At 63.6% G+C, this 24,789-nt stretch carries 16 protein-coding genes; 5 read left to right on the top strand and 11 right to left on the bottom strand.

The window, feature by feature from the left end:
- Positions 1 to 6: 6 nt before the first annotated feature.
- From JI749_RS06850 to mdh, 5 genes are all read right to left on the bottom strand, one after another.
- Positions 7 to 3,009, bottom strand: a complete 3,003-nt coding sequence (locus JI749_RS06850; RefSeq protein WP_201661291.1) for a 2-oxoglutarate dehydrogenase E1 component — start codon at positions 3,007 to 3,009, stop codon at positions 7 to 9.
- Positions 3,010 to 3,311: 302 nt separating this feature from the next.
- Complete coding sequence (sucD, locus tag JI749_RS06845) at positions 3,312 to 4,217, bottom strand: succinate--CoA ligase subunit alpha (protein ID WP_201661288.1); 906 nt, start codon at positions 4,215 to 4,217, stop codon at positions 3,312 to 3,314.
- Between the two features lie 68 nt (positions 4,218 to 4,285).
- A complete protein-coding gene (locus JI749_RS06840; protein WP_201661286.1) occupies positions 4,286 to 4,813 on the bottom strand; it encodes a hypothetical protein in 528 nt (175 codons plus the stop codon).
- A gap of 4 nt (positions 4,814 to 4,817) precedes the next feature.
- Positions 4,818 to 6,011, bottom strand: a complete 1,194-nt coding sequence (sucC, locus tag JI749_RS06835) for an ADP-forming succinate--CoA ligase subunit beta (protein ID WP_201661283.1) — start codon at positions 6,009 to 6,011, stop codon at positions 4,818 to 4,820.
- 144 nt (positions 6,012 to 6,155) lie between these two features.
- The gene (gene mdh / locus JI749_RS06830; protein WP_201661280.1) at positions 6,156 to 7,118 is read right to left on the bottom strand and encodes a malate dehydrogenase; all 963 of its coding nucleotides are present in this window, start codon (positions 7,116 to 7,118) and stop codon (positions 6,156 to 6,158) included.
- Positions 7,119 to 7,468: 350 nt separating this feature from the next.
- Here mdh and JI749_RS06825 point away from each other — a divergent pair, with 350 nt between their 5' ends.
- Positions 7,469 to 7,708, top strand: coding sequence for a hypothetical protein (locus JI749_RS06825; protein ID WP_201661277.1), 240 nt, complete (start codon positions 7,469 to 7,471; stop codon positions 7,706 to 7,708).
- Here the strand turns inward: JI749_RS06825 and zapE are convergent.
- The 3 genes from zapE to JI749_RS06810 form a co-directional block, all read right to left on the bottom strand.
- The gene (gene zapE / locus JI749_RS06820) at positions 7,705 to 8,853 is read right to left on the bottom strand and encodes a cell division protein ZapE (RefSeq protein ID WP_201661275.1); all 1,149 of its coding nucleotides are present in this window, start codon (positions 8,851 to 8,853) and stop codon (positions 7,705 to 7,707) included. The genes JI749_RS06825 and zapE overlap by 4 nt on opposite strands.
- 264 nt (positions 8,854 to 9,117) lie before the next feature.
- On the bottom strand, positions 9,118 to 9,744 hold the full coding sequence (locus JI749_RS06815; protein ID WP_201661273.1) for an AprI/Inh family metalloprotease inhibitor: 627 nt from the start codon (positions 9,742 to 9,744) through the stop codon (positions 9,118 to 9,120).
- Positions 9,745 to 9,866: 122 nt separating this feature from the next.
- A complete protein-coding gene (locus JI749_RS06810) occupies positions 9,867 to 10,100 on the bottom strand; it encodes a hypothetical protein (protein WP_201661271.1) in 234 nt (77 codons plus the stop codon).
- Between the two features lie 187 nt (positions 10,101 to 10,287).
- On the opposite strand from JI749_RS06810, the gene JI749_RS06805 reads away from it, so the two are divergent.
- The 4 genes from JI749_RS06805 to JI749_RS06790 are packed head-to-tail and all read left to right on the top strand — an operon-like array spanning position 10,288 to position 16,043.
- A complete protein-coding gene (locus JI749_RS06805; protein ID WP_201661269.1) occupies positions 10,288 to 11,394 on the top strand; it encodes a microcin C ABC transporter permease YejB in 1,107 nt (368 codons plus the stop codon).
- Positions 11,391 to 12,533 (top strand): ABC transporter permease, encoded by a 1,143-nt coding sequence (locus JI749_RS06800; protein WP_201661267.1) that lies wholly within the window; start codon positions 11,391 to 11,393, stop codon positions 12,531 to 12,533. The genes JI749_RS06805 and JI749_RS06800 overlap by 4 nt, the downstream gene beginning before the upstream one ends.
- Complete coding sequence (locus JI749_RS06795) at positions 12,530 to 14,143, top strand: ABC transporter ATP-binding protein (protein ID WP_201661265.1); 1,614 nt, start codon at positions 12,530 to 12,532, stop codon at positions 14,141 to 14,143. The genes JI749_RS06800 and JI749_RS06795 overlap by 4 nt, the downstream gene beginning before the upstream one ends.
- A 49-nt stretch (positions 14,144 to 14,192) precedes the next feature.
- Positions 14,193 to 16,043, top strand: coding sequence for an extracellular solute-binding protein (locus JI749_RS06790; protein ID WP_201661262.1), 1,851 nt, complete (start codon positions 14,193 to 14,195; stop codon positions 16,041 to 16,043).
- 161 nt (positions 16,044 to 16,204) lie between these two features.
- Here JI749_RS06790 and JI749_RS06785 read toward each other — a convergent pair whose 3' ends face one another.
- From JI749_RS06785 to JI749_RS06775, 3 genes are all read right to left on the bottom strand, one after another.
- The gene (locus tag JI749_RS06785; RefSeq protein ID WP_201661259.1) at positions 16,205 to 20,566 is read right to left on the bottom strand and encodes a translocation/assembly module TamB domain-containing protein; all 4,362 of its coding nucleotides are present in this window, start codon (positions 20,564 to 20,566) and stop codon (positions 16,205 to 16,207) included.
- Positions 20,566 to 22,410, bottom strand: coding sequence for an autotransporter assembly complex protein TamA (locus tag JI749_RS06780; RefSeq protein WP_201661245.1), 1,845 nt, complete (start codon positions 22,408 to 22,410; stop codon positions 20,566 to 20,568). The genes JI749_RS06785 and JI749_RS06780 overlap by 1 nt, the downstream gene beginning before the upstream one ends.
- A gap of 429 nt (positions 22,411 to 22,839) precedes the next feature.
- Positions 22,840 to 24,789: a MacB family efflux pump subunit gene (locus tag JI749_RS06775; RefSeq protein ID WP_201661242.1), complete on the bottom strand. Its 1,950-nt coding sequence runs from the start codon at positions 24,787 to 24,789 to the stop codon at positions 22,840 to 22,842.

Genomic DNA, 24,789 nt, shown 5'->3' with positions numbered 1-24,789 from the left:
TGTCCTTTAGTTGGCGAAGGCTTCGTCGAGGAAGGCTTGCAATTGGGCCAGGTGAGTCCGCATCAGGCCGGTAGCGGTGGAAGCCGATGCCGGGCGGCCGATATAGCGCACGCGCTGACCGTTCCGGCCCATCTGGTCGAATACCCACTCAACATAGGGCTGAATAAAGGCCCAGGCACCCATATTCTTGGGCTCCTCCTGGCACCAGATGATCTCGGCATTCTGGAAGCGGCTGAGCTCGTCGAGCAAGGCCTTGGCCGGGAACGGATAGAGTTGTTCGATGCGCAACAGGTACACGTCGTTGATGCCGCGCTTCTCGCGATCTTCCAGCAGGTCGTAATAGACCTTGCCCGTGCACAGCACGACGCGACGGATCTTGTCGTCTGCGGCCAGCTTGATCGTGGTCTTGGGTGCGCCAGGGGCCTCGGCATCGTCCCACAACAGGCGATGGAAGCACGAATCCGGACCCATCTCGACCAGCCCGGACACGGCGCGCTTGTGGCGCAGCAGGCTCTTGGGCGTCATCAGGATCAGCGGCTTGCGGAAGTCGCGGTTCACCTGGCGGCGCAGGGCATGGAAGTAGTTGGCCGGCGTCGTGCAGTTGGCGACCTGCATATTGTCTTCGGCGCACAGCTGCAGGAAGCGCTCGGGACGCGCGGAGGAGTGCTCCGGGCCCTGCCCTTCATAGCCATGCGGCAAGAGCATCACGAGGCCCGACATGCGGAACCACTTACGTTCGCCGGAGCTGATGAACTGGTCGATCACCACCTGCGCGCCGTTCACGAAGTCACCGAACTGGGCTTCCCAGATGGTCAGCGCCTTCGGTTCCGCCAGCGAGTAGCCGTATTCGAAGCCGAGCACGGCTTCTTCGGACAGCATGGAGTTGATGACCTCGTAGCGGCTCTGCTGCGGATCGAGGTTGTTGAGCGGCGTATAGCTCTTGTTGTCGACCAGTTGGTCATTCAATACCGAATGACGCTGGCTGAACGTGCCGCGTTCGACGTCCTGACCGCTGAGGCGCACCGGATGACCATCGGTCACCAGCGTACCGAAAGCCAGCGCTTCGGCCGTAGCCCAATCGATATTCTCGCCGGACTCGATGGCCGCGAGCCGGTTGTCGAGGAAGCGCTTGACCGTCTTGTGGACGTTGAAATCATCAGGAATGCGCGTCAGCGCCGTGCCGATCTTGGCCAGGCGTTCGATCTCGACGCCGGTCTCGCCGCGGCGCGGGCCTTCCTGCTCAGCTGGCTTGAGGTCCTTCCAGGCGCCATCGAGCCAGTCCGCCTTGTTCGGGCGGTAGTCCTGCCCGGCCTCGAACTCGCTTTCCAGCTTGCTGCGCCAGTCGGCCTTGAGCTTCTCCACTTCCTCGGCCGTCACATGACCCTGGGCGATCAGCTTTTCCGCATAGAGCTCCAGCGTCGACTTGTGCGCGCGGATCTTGGAATACATCAGCGGCTGGGTGAAGCTGGGCTCGTCGCCTTCGTTGTGGCCGAAGCGGCGATAGCAGAACATGTCGATGACGACGGGCTTGCCGAACTTCTGGCGATACTCGACCGCGACCTTGGCCGCGAACACCACCGCTTCCGGATCGTCGCCGTTCACGTGGAAAACCGGCGCCTCGATCATCTTGGCGACGTCGGTCGGGTATGGAGACGAGCGCGAATACATCGGGCTCGTGGTGAAGCCGATCTGGTTGTTGATCACGAAGTGGATCGAACCGCCTGTACGGTGACCCTTGAGGCCCGAAAGCCCCAGGCATTCGGCAATCACGCCCTGCCCGGCAAAGGCCGCATCGCCATGGATCAGCAGCGGCAGCACCATCGAGCGGTCCGGCTTGCCGTCCACCGCGATATTGACCAGCTTGCCATCGGGCGAAATGTGCTGGTCCTGCTTGGCGCGCGACTTGCCTAGCACCACCGGATCGACGATCTCGAGGTGCGAGGGATTGGCCGTCAGAGACAGATGCACCTTGTTGCCGTCGAACTCACGGTCGCTGGAAGCACCCAGGTGGTACTTCACGTCGCCCGAACCCTCGACGTCGTCGGGGTAGAAGGCGCCACCCTTGAATTCATGGAACAGGGCGCGGTGCGGCTTGGCCATCACCTGCGTCAGCACGTTGAGACGGCCGCGATGGGCCATGCCCAGCACGATGTCCTTAATGCCAAGGGCGCCGCCGCGCTTGATGATCTGCTCGAGCGCCGGAATGGTGGATTCACCGCCATCAAGGCCGAAGCGCTTGGTCCCGGTATACTTGACGTCGATGAACTTCTCGAAGCCTTCGGCCTCGACCAGCTTGGCAAGAATGGCCTTCTTGCCTTCCTTGGTGAAGGTGATTTCCTTGTCCGGACCTTCAATGCGTTCCTGGATCCACTGCTTGGCTTCGGGATCCGAGATATGCATGAACTCGATGCCCACAGTGCCGCAATAGGTGCGCTGCAGGATGGCCAGCATCTCCGGGATCGTCGCGTATTCGAGGCCCAGATAGTTGTCGATGAAGATCTTGCGGCCATAGTCGGCTTCGGTGAAGCCGTAGCTCTTGGGATCGAGTTCGGGCGCAGGCTCTTCGGCCTTCATCTTGAGCGGATCGAGATCGGCATGCAGGTGGCCGCGCATGCGATAGGCACGGATCATCATGATGGCGCGGATGGAGTCGCGCGTGGCCTGCAGCACGTCGGCGACGGATGACTTGGCGACGCCCAGGGCCTCGGCCTTCTTGGCGACGGCCTTCTCGGTCTTTACGGCGATTTCGCCCCAGTTGCCGTCGAGCGCGCTGACGAGTTCGCCATTGGCGCTCTGCGGCCAGTCCTTGCGGCCCCAGCTGGGACCTTCGGCATTTTGCTGGGCGACACCTTCGCCGTCATCGAGCTTGGAAAAGAAGCTCTTCCACGTCTCATCGACGCTCTGTGGATCAGTCTTGTAGCGGGAATAAAGCTGTTCGATGTAGTCGGCGTTCCCACCATAGAGGAACGAAGTCAGCAAGAACGTGTCGTTCTTTTCCTGTCGTGTCATCGCTTTTCATGCGAGGCCCACGCCCCGCCATCCTTCTCAACGAACCGGCCGTAACCGGTCTCATGCGGTCCCTGATTTTGTGCGGATACTGACCGCTTTTTCTTAGTATCCTGTTAAGTTATGCGTCCCCTGAGCAGGTTCGCGGCTCATTTAGTCATACTTATCGTCACAGACCGCGAACAACTAGCACCGATCTGTGTCCGAACCGCGACCGACCTTAGTCGCATCTTGGTGCCCGCGTTCATCCGGCCACCTCAATTCATTGTCATTGCCGGCTGCGGAAATCCGATACCCGGTGGGCTTCAGCCCTTGAGCACCTCGGCCAGCGTCCGGCCGATACGCGCCGGGGACTTGGACACGCGGATACCGGCCGCTTCCATCGCCGCGATCTTGTCTTCCGCGCCGCCCTTGCCGCCCGAAATAACCGCACCGGCATGGCCCATCGTGCGGCCCTTCGGAGCGGTCAGGCCCGCAATGAAACCGGCCATCGGCTTCTTGCGGCCGCGCTTGGCTTCGTCAATCAGGAACTGCGCCGCATCCTCCTCGGCCGAACCGCCGATTTCGCCGATCATGATGATCGACTTGGTGGCTTCGTCGGCGAGGAACATCTCGAGCATGTCGATGAACTCCGTTCCCTTGACCGGGTCGCCGCCGATACCGACAGCGGTGGTCTGGCCGAGGCCTTCATTGGTGGTCTGGAACACTGCTTCATAGGTAAGCGTGCCCGAGCGCGAAACAATGCCCACCGAGCCCTTCGAGAAGATCGAGCCCGGCATGATGCCGATCTTGCATTCTTCCGGCGTCAGCACGCCCGGGCAGTTCGGGCCAATCAGCCGCGACTTGGACTTTTCGAGCTTGGCCTTGACCCGCACCATGTCGAGCACCGGCACGCCTTCGGTGATGCAGACGATGAGCGGGATTTCCGCATCGATCGCTTCTTCGATGGCAGCAGCCGCGCCCGGAGGCGGCACATAGATAACCGAGGCATTGGCGCCGGTGCGCTCCTTGCCTTCGGCCACCGAGGCGAAGACCGGCAGCTCGGTGCCATCGACGCCCGAAGACCAGGTCTCGCCGGCCTTTTTGGGGTTCACGCCGCCCACCATCTTGGTACCGTAATAGGCCAGCGCCTGCTCGGTATGGAACGTGCCGGTCTTGCCGGTCAGGCCCTGTACGAGAACGCGGGTATCTTTGTTGACGAGGATCGACATCTATTTCTCTTCCGTCGTTTGGGCGCTCGGCGCCGTCTTCCGCCTGCCAGGGGCCAGGCGCCGTTGAATCAATCGGCCGTATCGGCCTTGGGCGTAATGTTGGATAGCTGGATGACGAACTTGCCATCGGCCAGATGCGCCAGCAGCATCCTGTTCTTGTCATCGGTACCGGCCAGGCTGGCAAAGGTACCATCGCCGTTCTGGATCGCCTGGCCTTCGTAGCGATCCAGGTTCTGGATCGACTGCACGGCCACCTGCGCATCGCCGGTCACCTCGGTCACATCGACCCGGCAGTAGCCGAACGTGTTCTGCGGATAATCCTCGACCAGCGCGAACATGGTGGCGTAGCCGATGCCGGGCAGCTCCTTGCTCCCGGAATAGGACTTTACGAACGGCGTTTCTGCCGTTTCCTCATAGGCGTCCCAGCCCTTTTCGATGGCCGCTTCCACCGCCAGCACGTCGCCCTTGGCAAAGGTTTCGCACATTTCCAGCGCCTGCACGCTTTGCGGCACGGCGCCCGCCTTGGTCTTGCCTTGCGCGACGGCAGGCGTCGCGCAGAGGGCAAGGGCAGCGATGAGGGCGAGGCCGGCGCGCATGGCGCTAGCCCTGCACCGCCTTGACGATCTTCTGGGCGGCGTCGTCCAGGTCGTCGGCCGAAATCACGTTGAGGCCGGACTGGTCGAGGATGGCCTTGCCTTCCTTGACATTGGTGCCTTCCAGGCGAACCACCAGCGGCACCTTGAGGCCCACTTCCTTGACTGCGGCGATCACGCCTTCGGCAATGACGTCGCAGCGCATGATGCCGCCGAAGATGTTGACCAGGATGCCCTTCACCGCCGGATCGGCGGTGATGATCTTGAACGCAGCCGTCACCTTTTCCTTGGAGGCACCGCCGCCAACGTCGAGGAAGTTGGCCGGCTCGGCGCCATAGAGCTTGATGATGTCCATGGTCGACATGGCCAGGCCCGCGCCATTGACCATGCAGCCGATATTGCCGTCGAGCGCCACATAGGCGAGGTCGAACTTGGACGCCTCGATCTCCTTGGCGTCTTCTTCGGTCAGGTCGCGCAGCGCCTTGAGCTCTTCGTGGCGGAACGCGGCGTTGTTATCGAAGCTGACCTTGGCATCGAGCACACGCAGGTGGCCGTCGGTCATGACGATCAGCGGGTTCACTTCCAACAGGCTCATGTCGGTTTCGGTGAACGCCTTGTAGAGGATCGGGAAGAGCTTGGCCGCATCGGCCTTGGCATCGCCCTCGAGCTTGAGCGCGGTGACGATCTCGGCAACGTTCGCCTCGGTCACGCCAGCAGTCGGATCGATATCGACGGCGATGATCTTCTCGGGCGTGTCATGCGCGACAGCCTCGATGTCCATGCCGCCTTCGGTCGAGATCACGAACGAAACGCGGCCGGTCCCACGATCGACCAGCAGAGAGCAGTAGAGCTCGCGCGCGATATCGGCACCGTCTTCGATATAGAGGCGGTTGACCTGCTTGCCGGCCTCGCCGGTCTGCTTGGTCACCAGCGTATTGCCCAGCATCTCCTTGGCATTGGCCACCACGTCGGCGACCGACTTGGCGAGGCGCACGCCACCCTTGGCGTCGGGCCCGAGTTCCTTGAACTTGCCCTTGCCACGCCCGCCGGCATGGATCTGGCTCTTGACCACATAGAGCGGACCCGGCAGCGACTTGGCGGCCGCCTCGGCTTCGTCCGCCGAGAAAATCGCCACGCCCGCCGCAACCGGCGCACCGTAGGATTTCAGCAGCTCTTTGGCCTGATGTTCATGGATGTTCATTTGTCAGTCCCCTTGGATGGGTGTTCGACCTGAGCCGAGGTAAACAGTAGCCCTCATGGTGAGCTTGTCGAACCACGAGGGCGTACCGCTATGTTGCCACGACCTCATCCTTCGACACGCTCAGGATGAGGTCTACTGATAGTCTTAAGCGAGCTTGGGAGCGATCTTCTTGCATGCCTCGATCAGCCCCTCGACGGCGCCGACCGACTTGTCGAACGCCTTCTGCTCGGCCGAGTTCAGCGAAATCTCGATGACCTTTTCAGCACCACCGGCACCGATGACAACGGGCACGCCGACATAGGTGCCCTTGACGCCATATTCGCCGTTGAGGAAGGCAGCTGAAGGCAGCACGCGCTTCTTGTCCTTGAGGAAGCTCTCGGCCATGGCGATCGCCGAAGCCGCCGGGGCGTAGAAGGCCGAACCGGTCTTGAGCAGGCCCACGATTTCGGCGCCGCCGTCACGGGTGCGCTGCACGATGGCGTCGAGCTTTTCCTTGCTCATCCAGCCCATCTTGACCACGTCGGTCAGCGGGATGCCGGCAACGGTCGAGTAGCGGGTTAGCGGCACCATGGTGTCGCCATGGCCGCCCAGCACGAATGCGGTGACGTCTTCAGTCGAAACGTTGAGTTCTTCGGCGATGAAGTGGATGAAGCGCGAGCTGTCGAGCACGCCGGCCATGCCGATCACCTTGTTGGCGGGCAGGCCCGAAAACTTCTGCAGTGCCCAGACCATGGCATCGAGCGGGTTGGTGATACAGATGACGAAGGCGTCCTTGGCATACTTGGCAATGCCCGCGCCCACCTGCTCCATCACCTTGAGGTTGATCTCGAGCAGGTCGTCGCGGCTCATGCCGGGCTTGCGCGGCACGCCGGCGGTGACGATGACCACGTCCGCTCCGGCAATGTCCTTGTATTCCGAGGTTCCCTTGAGGGAAGCGGCCAGGCCCTGGGCCGGTGCCGACTGCGCGATATCGAGCGCCTTGCCGGGGCCGACACCTTCGACGACGTCGAACATGACGATGTCGCCGAGTTCCTTCTGCGCTGCCAGCAGGGCAAGCGTCCCGCCGATCTGACCCGAGCCGATAAGAGCGATCTTCTTGCGCGCCATAAGTCCTCATCCCAGACTGCGTTGAATTGGCGCACCTCTTAACCCTGTCGGTCCGGAGGGGCAAGTGAACCCTTCGTCGTAAAGCCGTTTTCGCCCTTGCTGATGAGCGAAGGGGTCGTGCCGGATGGGCAAGGAAGCGCGTACAGGAAAGCGCGCACCTGTGCCGACGTTCGCAGGTCGTGACATTCCACGCGCCCGCGGGCCGATTGCACTAGCTTGTCGTCCCTCGGCCCGAACACGAAGTCGTATCGCCAGGCCCAGCGCAACAGGGACCACGATGCGCCGCCACGTCGAACCACTCGCCACAGCCTGATCAATCTGGAAGGCTTCAACCGTATGAGGCAATCGGCATGCTCGAGGCGGGCCCCATAGGTCCTGGTGTTACCGCCCTCAATGACCCAACGGTCCGCAGATGCGGCAGCAATTGCGTCAGCGTCGATTTCGGCATCCGAACGCTGCTCGCCGCCCTGGCCATGCACAAGGTCATCGATCGCGACCACCGGCAGATCAAGGCAATCAGCAACGTGCCGGGCCAGCCAACTTTTGCCGGCACCCGGACCGCCGATGATCATGACGCGTTGCATGCCTAGCCCGCGAGCTCGCTCGGCCTGTCGCGCAGCGCCTTGTCCAGATACTCCTCCGACTGCATCTCATCGAGCCGGGAAATCGTGCGCTGGAACTCGAACGCCGTCTTGTCGTCCTTGCCCAATTGCTCCAGCGGCACGGCGAAACTGGCCCCCAGCTTTACGCCCCGATCGTAGAGATTGTCGATCAGGAGGATGAAGCGCTTGGCGGCATCGGACTTGGTCCGGTCCATCTGCGGCACGTCGTCGATGATCATGGAATCGAACTGGTGGGAAATACGCACGAAGTCGCGCGACCCGAGCGGCTTCTCGCAGAGATCGGAAAAGCCGAAGCGCGCCGCCCCCATTGCCGCCAACGGCACGTGAATTTTCCGGCCGATGCTCTCGACCACATCGGGGTGGCCTGGCTCCCCACCGGTGATCCGCAACCACAGCCTGTCCATCTCGGCCCGCACATCCGGGCCGGTGCCAAAGGCGTAGACGTGCTGGCCGGCGAATTTCATCCGCCGATAGTCCCTCTCGGCCTCCAGACTCGCCACCACGCAATGCTCCTTCAGCAAGTCGATGAATGGCAGGAACAGCTGGCGGTTGAGCCCATCCTTGTAGAGCTGGTCCGGCACGACATTGGACGTTGCCACCAGCGTCACGCCCTGCGCGAACAGCTTGTCGAACAACCGATAGAGCAGCATGGCATTGGTGATGTCATGCACATGGAATTCGTCCAGGCACAGCAGGCGCAAGCCCGATTTGACGATCGGCTTGACCACCGCCTCTACCGGATCGGCATCCTTGCCCTTGTCACTCTTGCGAAACGCCGCCATGCCGGCATGCATCTCGTCCATGAATTCATGGAAATGCACCCGCCGCTTCTGCTTGATCGGCACGGCCGCGAAGAAGAGGTCCATCAGCATGGTCTTGCCGCGCCCCACCTCGCCATGGAGATAGAGGCCCTTCGCCGCCGGCGCGGATTTGTCGAACAGCTTGCCTAGGAAACCCTTTGGCTGCTCAGCCACAAGAGCCGCCACCACGGCATCCAGCAGCCCCGCCGCCTCGCGCTGCGCCGGGTCCGCGGTTAGAGCGCCACGCCCCGCCAGCTCCGCATAGGCAGAGGTGACAGGGCCAGAGGATGATGCCGAAGACTTGGATGACATGACTAGAGTGGCGTTCCCTCGGGCTCGACCCGAGGGCCTGCTGCAGCATCCAGTGCGTGAAGATTGACCCTCGGGTCAAGCCCGAGGCAACGCGGTGGTTGGGTAAGGCCGGGGCGGGAGCACAAGCGAGCAACGAGCTCGATGCGTTTTCGGTCAAGCCGAGTCGAAAATGGTCGTCTTCGCGAACCGGAGCGGAGCGTACTTCAGTACGTGAGCACCGGAAGCGCAGAAGCCGGCCATTTGCAGACCGGCTTCACCGAAAACTCAGCGCGACATGGAGATGGCCTGGCCACCACCCATCGTGCCGATATAACGGCCGCCCGAAGGGGCCAGGAAAGCGGCGATGTTGCCGTTCTCATCATAAAGCTGCAGCTGGCTGCCCACCTGCTGCCAGCCGGTCACGCCGGCAATCTGCGGCACGGTGCAGCCCGGTGCAGAGGCTCGGAAATAGCTGGTGCCGGTCTTGGCGGTCTTGGGCAGGTTGATGCGGCAGGTCGCAGCGCCCGCCACGACATTCCAGGCCCCTTCGGGCCCGGTGCTCATGCCACCCGCCACCGGCTGGGCCAGCGGATCGAGCGAAACGATCGACGGCGAGGCACCGGGTGTCGTGGTGGCCGGCAATGTACCGGGGGTCGCCATGGCCGTCTGATTGGCGGGAACGCCACCCAGAACCGGCTGGCCGCTCAAGCCGGGAGCCGGGGTGCCGGTCGCGCCGATTGCCGGCAGCGTGCCCTGTTGCACTGTCGAATTGGGCACGGCCTGTACCTGCGCGGGGGCGCCTATGGTATTGAGATTGGCCGTGTTGGACCCAGTGGACTGACATGCCGCCAGCACAACGGCCATTGCCGCTACGCCTACCGCGGACAACGATCCGCGCATCCAAACCGTCATGGGGTCTCGCTCCTGCCCTAGGGCTTAATAAAGGTTAACAGCTTGGCTGGCTTATAGCCAAAGGCCACGCCACGTTCAACCGCCCGTCCCGCCTATGCACTAACGCTTGCCAATGTGGCCTTTTAGGGGTCGGACGCCGCCATTTCCTTTAACAGGTCCCGAGCCAGAACGGTTGCATCGCCCGCCTCGTCCTCGGGCACCTGTACCGGCACCCCCTCTGGCCCGAACAGATTCGGCACGCCCGGCAGTCCGCCATCACCCTGCTCAAGTGGATGGAAGCCATAGGCCCGCAAGGCGACGACCAATGCCCGCGCCTGCGAGGCATTCTTCACTTGCGCGATGATCTGATAGGCCATGGTCCGCTCCATAGGGATCGCTTCGATGTTGAACGGCACGGCCTTCGTGAGCAACCCCCAAAGCCCGTCATCTTGCCAAGCCGTCGTCAAAGTGTAGCATTTGCGATAAGCCGTTTCACTGCATGGTGATTTGCCGGCCCCGATGGCCAGCGCTTAGCTCCACGGACCAAGCCTGCGCGGAGACCCGATGGGCGCCTATATCCTTCGCCGCCTGCTGCTGATGATCCCGACCGTGTTCGGCATCATGGCTATCTCTTTCGTCATTACCCAATTTGCCCCGGGCGGCCCGGTCGAACAGGCGCTGGCGAACCTGTCCGGGCAGAATGTCTCGCTGACCGAGCGGATCAGTGGGGGTGGCAGTGGTGATCTCGCGGGCCAGGCTCCGAACAATCCTGTTGGCGGCAAGAGCACCGGCTATCGCGGCAGCCAGGGTCTGCCTCCCGAGCTGGTCGCCCGCATCGAAAAGCAGTTCGGCTTCGACAAGCCGCCGCTCGAACGCTTCGGCATGATGCTGTGGAACTATCTCCGCTTCGATTTCGGTGACAGCTACTATCGCGACGCATCGGTCGTCGAACTGATCGTCGAGAAAATGCCCGTCTCGATTTCCCTTGGCCTATGGATGATGCTGATCGCCTATGGCGTCTCCATTCCCCTGGGCATCAGGAAGGCCATTTCCGACGGCTCGCGCTTCGACATCGCCACCTCCACCATTGTAATCATCGGCTATGCCATTCCCGGTTTTCTCGTCGCTATCGCGCTGATCATCCTGTTTGCCGGCGGCTCCTTCTGGTCGATCTTCCCACTGCGCGGGATCACCTCGCCCGGCTTCGACACCTTTCCCTGGTGGCGACAGGTGCTCGACTATTTCTGGCACCTGGTTTTGCCCATCACCGCCATGGGCCTAGGCGCCTTCGCCACCACCACCCTGCTGACCAAGAACTCGTTTATCGACGAGATCGGCAAGCAATATGTCACCACCGCGCGCGCCAAGGGGCTGACGGAAAACCAGGTTCTCTACCGCCACGTCTTCCGCAACGCCATGATGCTCATCATCGCCAGCTTCCCGGGCGCCTTCGTCGGGGCCTTCTTCGGTGGCTCCCTGCTGATCGAGACCATCTTCTCGCTCGATGGCCTTGGCCTGCTCGGCTTCCAGTCCGTCGCCAACCGCGACTACCCTGTGGTCTTCGCCACGCTCTACATCTTCAGCCTGCTCGGCCTGATCATCGCGCTGATTTCGGACCTGACCTATATGTGGGTCGATCCGCGGCTGGATTTTGAAAGCCGCGAAGTATGAGCGAGATGGCAGAACAGGCCGCGGCCATCGAGGCGCCGCGCAATCGCTGGCTGAGCCCGCTCAACCAGCGCCGGCTCGACAATTTCCGCAAGAACCGGCGCGGTTACTGGTCGCTGTGGATTTTCCTGGCGCTCTTCGTCGCCACCCTCGGCTCCGAATTCATCGCCAACGACAAGCCCATCATCGCGCTCTACAAGGGCGAGCTGCTGTTTCCCGCCTTTGTGGACTATCCCGAATCCAAGTTCGGCGGCTTCCTTGCCGTCACCAATTATCGCGACGAGTTCAACGCTGCCGAGATCGCCGCCAATGGCTGGATGATCTGGCCCCCGGTGCGCTTCAACTACCAGACCGTCGATACCTTCCTGCCCTATTCGGGCGCTGTCGCTCCCAGCTGGACCATGGACCGGGCGCAGAACTGCGCCGGCTATCCCCTACAGGCCGAAGACCCCAACTGCCACTGGGGCAACTTCCACTGGCTGGGCACCGACGATAGCGGCCGCGATGTCCTGGCGCGCCTGCTCTACGGCTTCCGCATTTCCATTCTGTTCGGACTGACCCTGACCGTGATCTCCTCGGTCATCGGCGTCTTCGCCGGCGCCGTGCAGGGCTATTTCGGTGGCTGGCTCGATCTGATCTTCCAGCGCGTGATCGAGATCTGGACCTCGATTCCCGCTCTCTACCTGCTGCTGATTATCTCGTCGGTGATCACGCCCAGCTTCTGGGTGCTGCTGGGCATATTGCTGCTGTTTTCCTGGGTATCGCTGGTGGGCATCGTCCGCGCCGAGTTCCTGCGCGGCCGCAATTTCGAATATATCGCCGCCGCCCGGGCGCTGGGCGTCTCCAACCTCACCATCATGTTCAGGCACCTGCTGCCCAATGCCATGGTCGCAACGCTTACCTTCATGCCCTTTATCCTCTCGGGCTCGGTGGTGACGCTGACCTCGCTGGACCTGCTCGGCTTCGGCCTGCCGCCGGGCTCGCCGTCGCTGGGCGAATTGCTGGCCCAGGGCAAGAACAACCTCCAGGCGCCATGGCTCGGCGTCACCGGATTCTTCACCATCGCCATCATGATGACGCTGCTGGTTTTCATCGGCGAAGCGGTGCGCGACGCGTTCGATCCACGAAAGTCGCTGGCATGACCGCGCCCCTGCTCTCCATCCGCGACCTGACCGTCGCCTTTGGCGCGAACCAGGCGGCGCGCTCGGTTTCCTTCGATATTGCGCCTGGCGAAACCGTGGCCCTCGTCGGCGAGTCCGGTTCGGGCAAGTCCGTCACTGCCCTCTCCGTGCTCAAGCTCCTGCCCCCATCGGGGCACCTCTCCGGCCAGGTACTGTTCCGCGGCAAGGACCTGCTCTCCGTTGCGCCGGCCGAACTGCGCGCCGTGCGCGGCAACGACATTTCGATGATCTTCCAGGAACCGATGAGCTCGCTCAATCCGGTCCACACCATCGAGCGGCAGATCGGCGAAGTTCTTGCCATCCATCGCGGCCTGCGCGCCACAGCCGCCCGCAAGCGCACCCTGGAACTGCTCGATGCGGTCGGCATTCCCGATCCGGCCAGTCGCCTCGCCGCCTATCCCCACCAGCTCTCCGGAGGACAGCGCCAGCGCGTGATGATTGCCATGGCGCTGGCCAACGAACCTGACCTGTTGATCGCCGACGAGCCCACCACCGCGCTCGATGTAACGGTGCAGGCCCAGATCCTGACCTTGCTCAAGGAATTGCAGAGCCGCCTCGGCATGGCCATGCTGTTCATCACCCACGACCTGGGCATCGTCAAAAAGGTCGCCGACCGCGTCTGCGTCATGACTGCAGGCGAGATTGTCGAAACCGGCGCCGTCGAAACCGTCTTCGCCGCCCCGCAGCACGCCTATACCAAACACCTGCTGGCCGCCGAACCACGCGGCACTCCACCGGTGTCCGACCCACAGGCACCCAGCATCGTCGACGTGGCCGATCTCAAGGTCTGGTTCCCGGTCAAGCGTGGCCTGCTGCGCCGCACTGTCGGTCATATCAAGGCCGTCGATGGCGTCGATCTCTCCATCCGCCGCGGCGAAACGCTGGGCGTCGTCGGTGAAAGCGGCTCGGGGAAGTCCACCTTGGGCTATGCCGTGCTGCGCCTGCTGCCGTCCGACGGCCGGATCATCGTGCTCGGCAATGCCGTGCAGGCGCGTTCATGGAAGGCCATGCGCCCGTTGCGCGCCAGCATGCAGATCGTGTTCCAGGATCCCTATGGCTCGCTGAGCCCCCGCCTCTCGGTCGACCAGATCATCGGCGAAGGTCTGGCAGTGCACGCCCCCCATCTGACTGCCCGGGAGCGCAACGATCGGGTGGTCCGGGCGCTTGAGGAAGTCGGCCTGCCGCCAGCCAGCCGCTTCCGCTACCCGCATGAATTTTCCGGCGGCCAGCGCCAGCGCATCGCCATTGCCCGAGCCATGGTGCTGCAGCCCAAATTCGTCGTGCTGGACGAACCGACCTCGGCTCTCGACGTGTCGATCCAGGCCCAGGTGGTGGACCTGCTGCGCGATCTCCAGCAGCGCCATGGCCTGACCTACATGTTCATCTCGCACGATCTCAAGGTGATCAGGGCGCTGGCCAACCGGCTGGTCGTCATGCGCAACGGCAGGATCGTCGAGCAGGGAGACGCGGCCGACATCTTCGCCGCCCCGCAGTCCGACTATACCAAAGCGTTGATGGCAGCGGCCTTCAACACCGACCGCATCACCCCCGTGCCCCCTGTTGCGCCATGACGTTTACGCCTAGTCTTTGCAATTCAACGCACCGTCCCGGAGCCATCCGATGAAGCTTGTCCCGTTCTTGGCTACCATTCTGCTGTTGGGCCTCATTGCCCCGGCATGGGCGCAGACGCAGACCGGCCAATGGGTCCACGCCTTCGCCATGGAAGGCGAGCCGAAATACGGCCCCGACTTCACCCATTTCGATTATGTCAACGCCGATGCGCCCAAGGGTGGCGTCGTGCGCATCGGCACGATGGGCGGCTTCGACACCTTCAACCCCATTTTGCCCAAGGGTGATCCTGTCTCCGGCCTCGGGCTGGTCTATGAAACGCTGATGACCCCGTCCCTGGATGAGCAGAGCGTCTATTACGGCTTGCTGGCGGAGGCGCTCAAGATTGGGGACGACTATGGTTCGGTGACGTTCCGCATGGACCCCGATGCCCGCTGGCATGACGGCGAACCGGTGACTGCCGAGGACGTAGTCTGGAGCTTCAACAAGGCCATCGAGGTCAATCCGGACCAGCAGCAATACTATGCCAGTATCGAAAAAGCCGAAGTGACGGCCCCTGGCGAAGTCACCTTCACCTTTAACCAGACCGGCAATCGAGAGTTACCCCTGATCCTGGGCCAGTTGCTGGTCCTGCCGCAGCACTGGTGGGAGGGCAAGGACGCCAGCGGCAAGCAGCGCAGCATAAACGAATCCACGCTCGAGCCGCCCATGGGTTCTGGACCCTATGAGCTGTCCAGCTTCGATGCAGGCCGCACGGTCACCTATCGGCGCGCAGAGGATTACTGGGGTAACGACCACCCGACCCATGTCGGCACCAACAATTTCGACGAATACCGCGTCGAATTCTTCTTGGACGAAACGGTCTGGTTCGAGGCTTTCAAGGGCGACCAGTTCGACTTCTGGAGTGAATACACCGCCCGCCGCTGGGCCACCGGCTTCGACTTCCCGGCGGTCAAGGAAGGTCGCGTGGTGCAGGAACTGTTCGCCGAGGATTACAACGGCAGCGGGTTGATGGTGGGCTTCATTCCCAACCTGCGCCGCGAGAAGTTCCAGGACGAACGGGTGCGCGAAGCGCTCAACTACGCCTTCGACTTCGAGTCGCTGAACAAGACCCTGTTTTATGGTCAGTATGAGCGCGTCGATAGCCACTTCTTCGGCCTGCCCTTCAAGTCCACGGGCCTGCCCGAGGGCGAGGAACTGGACATCCTCAATTCGGTCAAGGACCTGATCCCTCCAAGCGTCTTTACCGAGCCTTACGTCAATCCTGTCAACGGCGATGCCGGGAAGCTTCGCGGCAACCTGCGCCAGGCGCTAAGCCTGCTCAATGAAGCCGGATACACCCTCAACGGCACCCAGCTCGTCGACGCCGCCGGCCAGCAGCTGACCATCGAGATTCTGACAAATCAGCCCTCGCTGGAGCCGATGTTCCAGAACCTGGTCACCAATCTCGGGACGATCGGCGTGCTGGCCACCATCCGCAATGTCGACAGCCCGCAATATATCAACCGCCTGCGCAGCTTTGACTATGACATGGTCTATACGCAGTGGCCCCAGTCCTGGTCTCCCGGCAACGAGCAGCGCTTCTTCTTTGGTTCGCAAAGCGCGACTGAAGAGGGGTCGCGCAACTATGCGGGCATTGCCGATCCGGGCATCGACGCGCTGATCGACAAGTTGATCGTTGCCGACGACCGCGCCAGCCAGGAAGCCGCCGTGAAGGCGCTAGACCGTGTCCTGCTGCACCACCATTACGTCGTGCCGGGCTATACCCTACGCAACTCCCGCACCGCCCGTTGGGACCGCTTCAGCCGCCCGGAAAACCTCCCAGAGTTTTCGAGCGGCTTCCCGACAATCTGGTGGTGGGACGCCGAGAAGGCCGCAAAGACGGGTGGAGCAGGGCAGTAAGACGACACAAATTGCCACCTCACGGCACATCGCAGCCCACCCACCGATCGTCACCCTCGGGCTTGACCCGAGGGCTTTTCACTTACCGAGCTCAGTAAGTTCAACGCCCTCGGGTCAAGCCCGAGGGTGACGGGCATTGGGGAGCTAAGAGGAGGAGCCCCTCAATAGTCCTTCTCGTAGAACACGCCCAGGCTCGAATTGCCGTCCTGCCCGGCAGCGCCCGTGACCTTGAGGTCATTGGTGACGTCTAGATTGATTGTCACCTTGCTCTGCCCCCCGGCCCCGGCCTGCACGCCCAGATAGACATTGTCCTGGATGTAGGTGCCCGCCTGCACCGCGACATTGCCCTTGTCGTCGGTGACGATGTCGAGATCGGCCAACCCCGCCGCGCCACGCAGGCTGTCGACCAGTCCATTGCCGCCGCCTCCGACCAGCTCGGCTGCCGCGCCCGCCAGTTTGGCCAGCTGCAGAGGCGACAATTCACCCATCGAGCGGTTGAAGATCAACCGGCTCAGCACTTCGTCCTGGGGCAGCATCGGGTTCGAGGTGAAGCTCACATCGATATCGGAGGCGCGGCCCGAAACCGTGACGAACACCGTGATCCCGTCACCCTCGGTGCGCGCCACCAGGTTGAGGAACGGGTCGAGGTCGCCCACCAGCGTTACCGTGCCGCTTTCGAAGGTGACGCGCTGCCCCAGGATCGCCAGCCGCCCGCGATTGAGCGAAAAGCCACCCACCGGCTGGATATTGTTGATCGGCCCCGTCAGCCGCACCGACCCGCCCACTTCCGCATCGAGCCCGCGGCCGCGAATGAAGATCTGGTTGGGCGCGTTCACATTGACGTCGAGCAGCAACCCTGCCGGCCGCGTCTGCGGAATCGGTGCGCCGGTCCGGTCATCGATCTTGGCCCGCTGAAGCGTCTGTTCCACTGCCGGCGGCGTGTTGATGTGGTCGACATCGATCAGCTGGGCTCCGCCGCCGAAATTCTCCGGCACCGTGATATTGGCCTCTTCGACGAACACGTCGCCCGCCAGCAAGGGCGAGCCGGTGAGATTGCCGGTCAGCGCCAGATTGCCCGAAAGCGTCGCCACGAACAGGTTGCCATCGGCATAGCGCGCCGAATTGAGTGCGACCCGTACATTCGCCGGAACGCCCCCGCTGAGCCCCACCGAGCCCGAAGCACTGACCGAGCCGCCCGTCGCCAGGTTGCCCGAGAGGCTGTCGATAACGAGATTGCTGCCCTCAAGGCTCGCCGAGCCGCTGATGCCCTGCAGCCGCAAGTTGAGTTCCGGGTCGATATAGCCGGCCCCATTGGTGGACACCCGCCCGCCGAATTGCGGGCTAACAAGGCTGCCGCTCACCCGCGCATCCAGCGCCACCACGCCGCTCAACTGCCCGCCGCGATCGGCCACGAAACGATTGGCCAGCGCCAGCGGTGCCGAACCAGTCACAGCCAGGTTCAGCCCACCCCCATCGAGCGGCACTGTGCCCGAACCGCGCAACGTCAGCCCGCCATTGCCATTGGCCGACACTGCCGCCAGTGTCACCGTGCCATTGCGGAACGTGCCACTGGCTGTCGCGTCGAGAGGGGCTATGCCGAAATCGCGAATGGCCGCTGCGTTGATGCCCGCAGCCCGTGCTTCAAAGTTCACCTGTGGATCGCTGCCCGTGCCGGTAATGCTGGCCCGACCATTGATGGTTCCGGCAAGGCCCAGATCCGGTGCCACCGCATTGGCGATCGACAGCGGCAGTGCGTTGATCTCAAGGTCGATGCCCAGCGTCTCGCCGGCCGACCCCGTGGCCGTGATCGAGCCCGACCCGACATCGAACCTCACCGCATCCAGCGCCACGCTCGAACCGCTGACCTGCACCACTGTCGGCCGGGCGAGCCGTGCCGACAACTGCCCCTGCTGCAATTGCGCCCGGTCCACCGCAAGCCGGTAGCCCTGTTCAACCGGCGTGAGCGACCCAGCAATATCGACATCCGTGCCTGTTGCCAGCGAGGCCTGTGCATCGAAGGCCGTCGTGTCGCCGGTTTGTGTCGCCGTCGCCGATAGCCGTTCGATGTCGACGCCTGCCGCCGAAACGTCGCTGGCGCTGGCGCCACCATCCACCACCGGCACACCGAACAGGTCCACCACGCTGGCATTGATATCGGCGGCGCCGACCCTGATGTCGTTGGCAACGAGATCGCGCATATCGGCCCGCAGCGTCACGCCTTGCTTGCCATCGACAGGCGCCAGCGTCACGTCGGCATTGACCGAGCCAGACGCATCGATCAGCGCCAGCGCCGCCGGTACCGATACGTCGGGGGAAACCACCGTCAGCCCCCCATCGAGCAGCCCAGTCAAGGTCACCCGCGTGACGCCGCCAGTGATCCGCGTCCCGGCCGCCTGAAAGTCGATATTGCCCAGTGCCTGCTCGCTGGGCGTCACCATTAGATTGGCCGCCAGCGTCGTGCGATACCCATCCAGCGCCGCCGACCCGCCAATGGTGCCATCGAGCCGGTCGACATTGTAGCGCCCGTCAAAGCGCAACGCGCCGTCGCGCAGCACCCGCCCGGCCAAGGTGCCATCGGCCACACCAGCATCGAGGGCCAGGTCGATGACACTGTCCTGCCCCTTGGCCGTCCCCACCACACTGAGCGCGCCCGACGCCTGATCCGACAACAGCGCCAGGTCGCTGAGATCGAGGTTGAAGGTGAAATCGGCCAAGGCATTGGAATATGTGCCATCGGCCAGCAACTGAACTTGCTGGTTCGCGATCCGGAAGTCGTCCGCCGTCAGCCCTGCCTCGGTGCGCGCCACGCGACCGGAAAGCGCCACGTTTCCTGCAAGCAAACCGTCAGCAAGCTTGTCGCCAATGGCAAGGTTGCTGCCTGTGCCATCGAGCGTCAGGTCGAACCCGCCGGTCAACGGCATGATCGACCCGCTCGCCTGCAGGGTCAGCGCGCCGGCCAGGTCACGCCCCGCCAGCCCTGAAAAGGGCGCTATGCTGGAAGTCTCCAGCGCCACATCGCCGGTGAAATCGAGCCCATCCAACCGCCCGTTCAGCGCCGCCGTCAGCGCCTGCCCGGCCACCCGGAACTCCGCCAGCTGCACCGGCTCGCCCGCATTCCACAGCCCGGCAATGCCGATGCCGATGCCGTCCCCCAGCGCCGCCTCGATTTCCTCGGAGCCGGAAATGCCCGCCAGCGTCCCATCGCCATTGAAAGTCAGCCGCCGCGCCGTTGGATCGCTGAGATTGGCGGCGACGCCACCCAGCGTGAGCGCCAGCGTCTCGGCGGCAAAGCCGGTCGTCTCGAAACCAGCCATGTCGAGCGTCGCGGTCCAGTTCTCCTCGGCCTCTCCGCCGAAGCCGACCGCCAGTTGCGCCGAGCCGACGCGCGTCGCGCTGCCCGGCACCGGAAGCGTCACCTGCCCGCCATTGGGGTCGGCGATGACGGCATCGAGATCAAGCGACTTGAGGAAGTTGTCCGGCGTCGTTTCCGCCGCCGCTTCCAACGACAGCTGACCACCGGTCAGCCGCAGACCCGTAACGGAAATGCCGCCCTCGGACCGGATCAGCGCATTGGCCGTCAATGCCGTCTCCGCGCCGAAAAACGGCCGGTACGGCTCTGCGATCAGCGTTGCCAGCGGTCCGCGCAGGTCGGCTACCACGGCTATACCCTCGGCCTGCTGGTTGACGGTGGCCACGCCCGAAAGCGCCGTCTGGCCATTGGCCTGAAGGGTGAGGTCGGTGCGCAACTCGGTTACCGGCCCGCTGCCCTTGAGCGCAAGCGTCACCGCGGGGCGGTTCTCGATATTGAGCAGGTTGGCGATCACGCCGTTTTCCGGCTCGACCAGTGACAGGCCCAGATCGACGCTGTTATCCGCCTTGCGATAGGCCACGTCGAGGTCGAGGGTGCCGCCCGGTCCGTCGAGCCTGACGATGTCGAGATTGGCGTCGAGATTGCCGCCATCGAGCGTCATGGCGCCAGCCAGGGAGATCTCCGAGCCCAGCCCGAACACGCCCTCGCCGAACGTGACCTTGGGCACGCTGAGTTGCTCGAGGATCACGGCCACTGGCAGTTGGGGCACCTGGAAACCGCCACTCGCCTCGGGTGCCGGAAGGTCTACCGCCCCTTCGACAGGCACGGCATTGCGGATATATTCGATGGAGTCGGCCGCCAGCGTGCGCACTTCCAGCCGGCCGCCAAACAGCGCCGCCTGGTTCCAGTTCAGCCGTGCATTGTTGACGCGCAGCCAGACGCCATTGGCGTCGGAAATGGTGATCTCCCGGATCGACACATCCGATCCCAGCGCGCCATCGATATTGCTGAGCCTGATCTGCCGCTCGGGCGTGGACAGCCGGTCCTGGACAAAGTTGGTCAGCCAGTCCTTCTGCTCTTCATTGCCCATCGCCAGCACTTCAACGCCAGGATCGGGTAGGGCCGCGTCCTGCGCCACTGCAGGCGCGGCGACGCCGGCAAGACACAGCCCAACCAGCGCGAAACGCCGCAAAGTGGAGGACAGCGCGACCATCAGAACGCCTGCCCTATGCCGACATAGATCGCATAGTCCGGGTCGCCCGCCCGCTTGTTGAGGGGCACCGCGAAGTCGAGCCGCAACGGGCCGAGCCCGGTATAGTAGCGCACACCGACGCCGGCCCCGAGGCGCAGGTCGGTCAGCGCCGGAAAAACGTCCGCCGCCACATAGCCGCCATCGAGGAAGCCGACCACGCCGATATCGTCGGTGACCTTGGCCCGTGCCTCGATCGAGCCCTCCAGCAGGTAGCGCCCGCCGGTAACCAGCCCCGCGCCGTTGTTCACGCCGATCGACTTGAAGGCATAGCCGCGCACCGAGCCGCCGCCGCCGGCAAAGAACAGCTTGTCGGGCGGAATTTCGGCGAGGCTCGGGCCCAGTACCAGACCGGCCTTCAGCCGCCCGGCCAAGACGAAGCGATCGTCTTCGCCAAAGCCGAAGTAGGTGCGGCCCTCCGCCGTCAGCTTGGCGGCGGCATTGCCGTAGTTGAGCTCATAGAACGGCTCGAGGTTGACCTGGCCGAACCAGCCACCGGTAGGATCGACGCTGTCATCGCGGAAATCCAGCGTCGCGCCGCCATAGAGCCCGATAGTCTTGAAATCGCGCGTACCGAAAACATCGTCAAAGCGGTTGATTTCGAACTGGGCCCCACCCTCAAGCGTGATCTGGTCCGACAGGATATGGGTCAGCCCCACCCGCCCGCTGGCCGAGGTTTCGGTGAAGGTCGGGTAGATCGTCCGCTCCGCCGAAACGGCCGCAACCAGGTCCGTGTCCGGAGTGAAAATACCCGGCTTGGTGAAGGTGCCGCCGAAGAAATAGTCGAACTGCGCCGTGTCGATGGGAAAGCCTATGCTGGCGACGCGCGCATCGAGCCGCAGTCGCTCGGCCTGGCCGAACAGGTTCCGCCAAAGGTGAAACGCCTCCAGCCCCAGCCCGTCGATGGTGGAATAGGTGGCGCCAACGCCAAAGCGCCGGCCAGGCAGCTCCTGCACGATCAGGTTATAGGGCAGGAGGCCATCGGCGCCCACCGCCTGCGCCGCTTCCAGCCGCGCCGCCCGGAACACTTCAAGCCGGTCGAGACGCTTCTGCGCCAATGCCAGCTCGTCGGGGTCGTATTCCTCGCCCGGCGTCAGCCCGGTCTGCCGCGCCAGAAACCCCGGATCGAGCGTTTCCGCGCCGGTGACCGTCACCTCGCCAAACGCTGCCTTGGGCCCCGGATTGACAGTGAGCGTCACATCCACCGACGTCGTCGCATGGTCTGCGACCACGTCGCGCGTTGCGATTTCGGCCTTGGGGTATCCCTGCTGGCGCCAGGCCTCCAGCGCCAGCTGCTCGGCCTTGAGGATCACCGACGATTTGGCGATCTCGCCGGCGCCGAAGCCCTGGCTCGATGGCAGGTCGACCTGGTCATACGGATCGGTGGTCGGCAGCGCCTGGTTGACGATATTGACGCTGTTGAAGCGGAATTGCGGACCGGGATCCACCACGATGGCGACATCCACCGGGTCGGGCAGGTTCACATCGGGCGCAAGCTGGGAGGCTTCAACGCCGCCAACGCGGATGGACGCCACGCCGCCGTAATAGCCCTCGTTGTAGAGCGCCGCCACGATGCGCCGGTAGTCGCCACGCGCCTTGGCCAGCAGACCCGCCGCGCCCGAAGCCGGCTCATCCTGGTCCGCCACCAGGGCCGACGCGTTGCGCACCGCACTCTCGACGTCGCCGGTGGCGTTGATGGTGACGACGACGCTATAGGGCTGCGGATCGGCGATGACCGCCTCGGCATCCTGCTCGCTTTGATCCTCGAACAGCTTGAGACCGAACAGGTCGAACGCGGCAACGGGCATCGCGCTCGCGCCCAAAAGGGTCGCGGCCACGCACAAGGCGCAAAGACTAATTCCCAGACGTGCGTTTTGCAGTGACCCGTTCCCGCCCGTTACGCTTCAACCACTTGAGGCAGAAGCCTATATTGCCCTCCGGCCCGGAAAGATTCCGTTAAGCCTCTTTCGGCCGCCGCGTCGACGCTGCACGCCCGTCAAACAGGCGTTCATTTCATGGCGAGTTTAGGGCTGGCAGGAGATGGGAACAACCTGCCAACAGCTTCGTACGCATAGGAGGCGCCAGATCGTGGCGGATGGGGCACAGGTGCCGCCACCAAAGTCGATCGTCACCCTCGGGCCTGACCCGAGGGCTCTGCACTGATCAAATTCCCAGCAAGTATAGCGCCCTCGGGTCAAGCCCGAGGGTGACGGGCGGTGAATGAGGACACTTTAGCCCTACTCCCGCGCCAGCGCCTCGACCGGGTCCATTCGTGCCGCCGAGCGCGCCGGCATGAAGCCGAAGATCACGCCGATCAGGCTCGCCGATGCGATGGCCAACATGATCGACTCCGCCGAATAGGTGACCCGCGCCCCTGCGACCAGGCTCGTCAGCAGGCTCCCCAGCCCAAAGCTCAAAGCCACGCCCGCCGCGCCGCCGACAAAGCAGACGAGCACCGCTTCGATCAGGAACTGCCTGAGAATATCGCCGCGTCGCGCTCCTACCGCCATGCGGATGCCGATCTCCTTGGTGCGCTCGGACACGCTTACCAGCATGATGTTCATCACCCCGATGCCACCCACCACCAGCGAGATGACGGCGATGGTCGATATCAGCAGCGTCAGGGTCGCAGCCGTCGATTCGATCGTGTCGCGGATGGTGGCCGTGTTCTGGAGAAAGAAATCCGTCTTGCCGTCGTGTAGCCGGGTCAGCAGGTCGGTTATCTCGGCCTCGGCCTCGTCCATGTCGGCATCGTCGCTCACCCGCACGGCGATCGAATTGAGAAAGGACTGTCCCAGGATGCGGTCCATCGCCGTCGTATAGGGCACATAGACATTGGCGCTGTTGCCGCCTGGCCCGAAGCCGGTGACATTCTCCACCACCCCGATCACGCGCACCGGTACCCGCCCGAGCAGGATGACCTGCCCGATCGGGTCTTCGCCATTGATGAAGAAGGCATCCCGCGCATTGGCGTCGATCACCGCCTCCTGCGTCCGCTGGGTGATGCTCGCCTGGTTGAAGCCGACGCCGGCCGCAAAGGTACGGCCATTGACCTGGAAATACGCCTCGCCCACCCCGGTCACCGAGGCGTTGGACGAAGTATTGCGGAACAGCACCGTGGCGTTGGAGCTGACCTGTGGCGACACGCTGTCGGCATAGGGCTGGCTGGCAATGGCCTCGGCGTCGGAGGGCAGCAGCGTCTGGATTCGATTGCTGCGCCGGTCGCCAAAGCCGCTGCCTGGATAGACGTTGATCGTATTGGTGCCGATCGAGGCGATATTTTCCAGCACCGTTTCCTGGCTGCCTTGGCCCAGCGCCACCACTGATACCACCGAGGCGATGCCGATGATGATGCCCAGCATGGTGAGGAAGGTGCGCAGCTTGTGCGCCACCATGGCCCGCAGCGCCATGCGCAGGGCTTCCATGCCCCGATCAAGCCCTTCACGCCAGCGGGCAATGCGGCGAATGGGCTCCTTGCGCTGGTCGACCCGCGTATCCTCGCCCGTCCGCCGGTCGCCGATGATCACGCCGTCGGAAATCTCGATCACCCGCTCCGCCTGTGCAGCGATGAGGGGGTCATGCGTCACGATGATGATGGTGTGTCCGTCGCGATGCAGCTCGCCCAACAGGCCCATCAGGTCCTTGCCGCTCTTGCTGTCCAACGCCCCGGTCGGCTCGTCGGCCAGGATCACCTCGCCGCCATTCATCAGCGCCCGCGCCACGCTGACGCGCTGCTGCTGGCCGCCGGACAGCGCATTGGGCCGATGGCTGAGCCGCTCGCCCAATCCGAGCCGGGTCAGCAGGTCGATCGCCCGCCGCCGGCGTGCGCCGCCATCGACGCCGGCATAGATAGCCGGCATTTCCACATTCTCGACCGCGTCGAGATCGGGCAGCAACTGGTAGCGCTGGAAGATGAAGCCGAAATGCTCGCGCCGCAATTCCGCCAGCGCGTCGGGCCCCAGCTTGCCGATATCGCGGCCGGCAAACTTGTAGCTGCCCGCACTCGCCCGATCCAGGCACCCCAGGATATTCATCAGCGTCGACTTGCCCGAACCGGACTGGCCGATAATGGCCACCAACTCGCCGCGATGAATATCCAGATCGACATCGCGGAGCACGGTTACGGCCTCCGCGCCGGTCTGGAAGCGCCGCGTCAGCCCACGCAGCGAAATGATGGGATCACTCAT

This window comes from Devosia oryziradicis (assembly GCF_016698645.1).
Taxonomy (GTDB): domain Bacteria; phylum Pseudomonadota; class Alphaproteobacteria; order Rhizobiales; family Devosiaceae; genus Devosia; species Devosia oryziradicis.
This window is presented reverse-complemented; position numbering and strand designations above follow the sequence as displayed.

What these genes read in the sequence shown, in the direction of transcription:
- mdh (WP_201661280.1), bottom strand. Translation starts at nt 7,118, where the DNA reads ATGGCGCGCAAGAAGATCGCTCTTATCGGCTCGGGTCAGATCGGCGGG.
- sucC (WP_201661283.1), bottom strand. Translation starts at nt 6,011, where the DNA reads ATGAACATCCATGAACATCAGGCCAAAGAGCTGCTGAAATCCTACGGT.
- JI749_RS06790 (WP_201661262.1), top strand. Translation starts at nt 14,193, where the DNA reads ATGAAGCTTGTCCCGTTCTTGGCTACCATTCTGCTGTTGGGCCTCATT.
- JI749_RS06780 (WP_201661245.1), bottom strand. Translation starts at nt 22,410, where the DNA reads ATGCCCGTTGCCGCGTTCGACCTGTTCGGTCTCAAGCTGTTCGAGGAT.
- JI749_RS06785 (WP_201661259.1), bottom strand. Translation starts at nt 20,566, where the DNA reads ATGGTCGCGCTGTCCTCCACTTTGCGGCGTTTCGCGCTGGTTGGGCTG.
- JI749_RS06825 (WP_201661277.1), top strand. Translation starts at nt 7,469, where the DNA reads ATGCTCGAGGCGGGCCCCATAGGTCCTGGTGTTACCGCCCTCAATGAC.
- JI749_RS06775 (WP_201661242.1), bottom strand. Translation starts at nt 24,789, where the DNA reads ATGAGTGATCCCATCATTTCGCTGCGTGGGCTGACGCGGCGCTTCCAG.
- JI749_RS06795 (WP_201661265.1), top strand. Translation starts at nt 12,530, where the DNA reads ATGACCGCGCCCCTGCTCTCCATCCGCGACCTGACCGTCGCCTTTGGC.
- zapE (WP_201661275.1), bottom strand. Translation starts at nt 8,853, where the DNA reads ATGTCATCCAAGTCTTCGGCATCATCCTCTGGCCCTGTCACCTCTGCC.
- JI749_RS06850 (WP_201661291.1), bottom strand. Translation starts at nt 3,009, where the DNA reads ATGACACGACAGGAAAAGAACGACACGTTCTTGCTGACTTCGTTCCTC.
- JI749_RS06805 (WP_201661269.1), top strand. Translation starts at nt 10,288, where the DNA reads ATGGGCGCCTATATCCTTCGCCGCCTGCTGCTGATGATCCCGACCGTG.
- JI749_RS06800 (WP_201661267.1), top strand. Translation starts at nt 11,391, where the DNA reads ATGAGCGAGATGGCAGAACAGGCCGCGGCCATCGAGGCGCCGCGCAAT.
- sucD (WP_201661288.1), bottom strand. Translation starts at nt 4,217, where the DNA reads ATGTCGATCCTCGTCAACAAAGATACCCGCGTTCTCGTACAGGGCCTG.
- JI749_RS06810 (WP_201661271.1), bottom strand. Translation starts at nt 10,100, where the DNA reads ATGGCCTATCAGATCATCGCGCAAGTGAAGAATGCCTCGCAGGCGCGG.
- JI749_RS06815 (WP_201661273.1), bottom strand. Translation starts at nt 9,744, where the DNA reads ATGACGGTTTGGATGCGCGGATCGTTGTCCGCGGTAGGCGTAGCGGCA.
- JI749_RS06840 (WP_201661286.1), bottom strand. Translation starts at nt 4,813, where the DNA reads ATGCGCGCCGGCCTCGCCCTCATCGCTGCCCTTGCCCTCTGCGCGACG.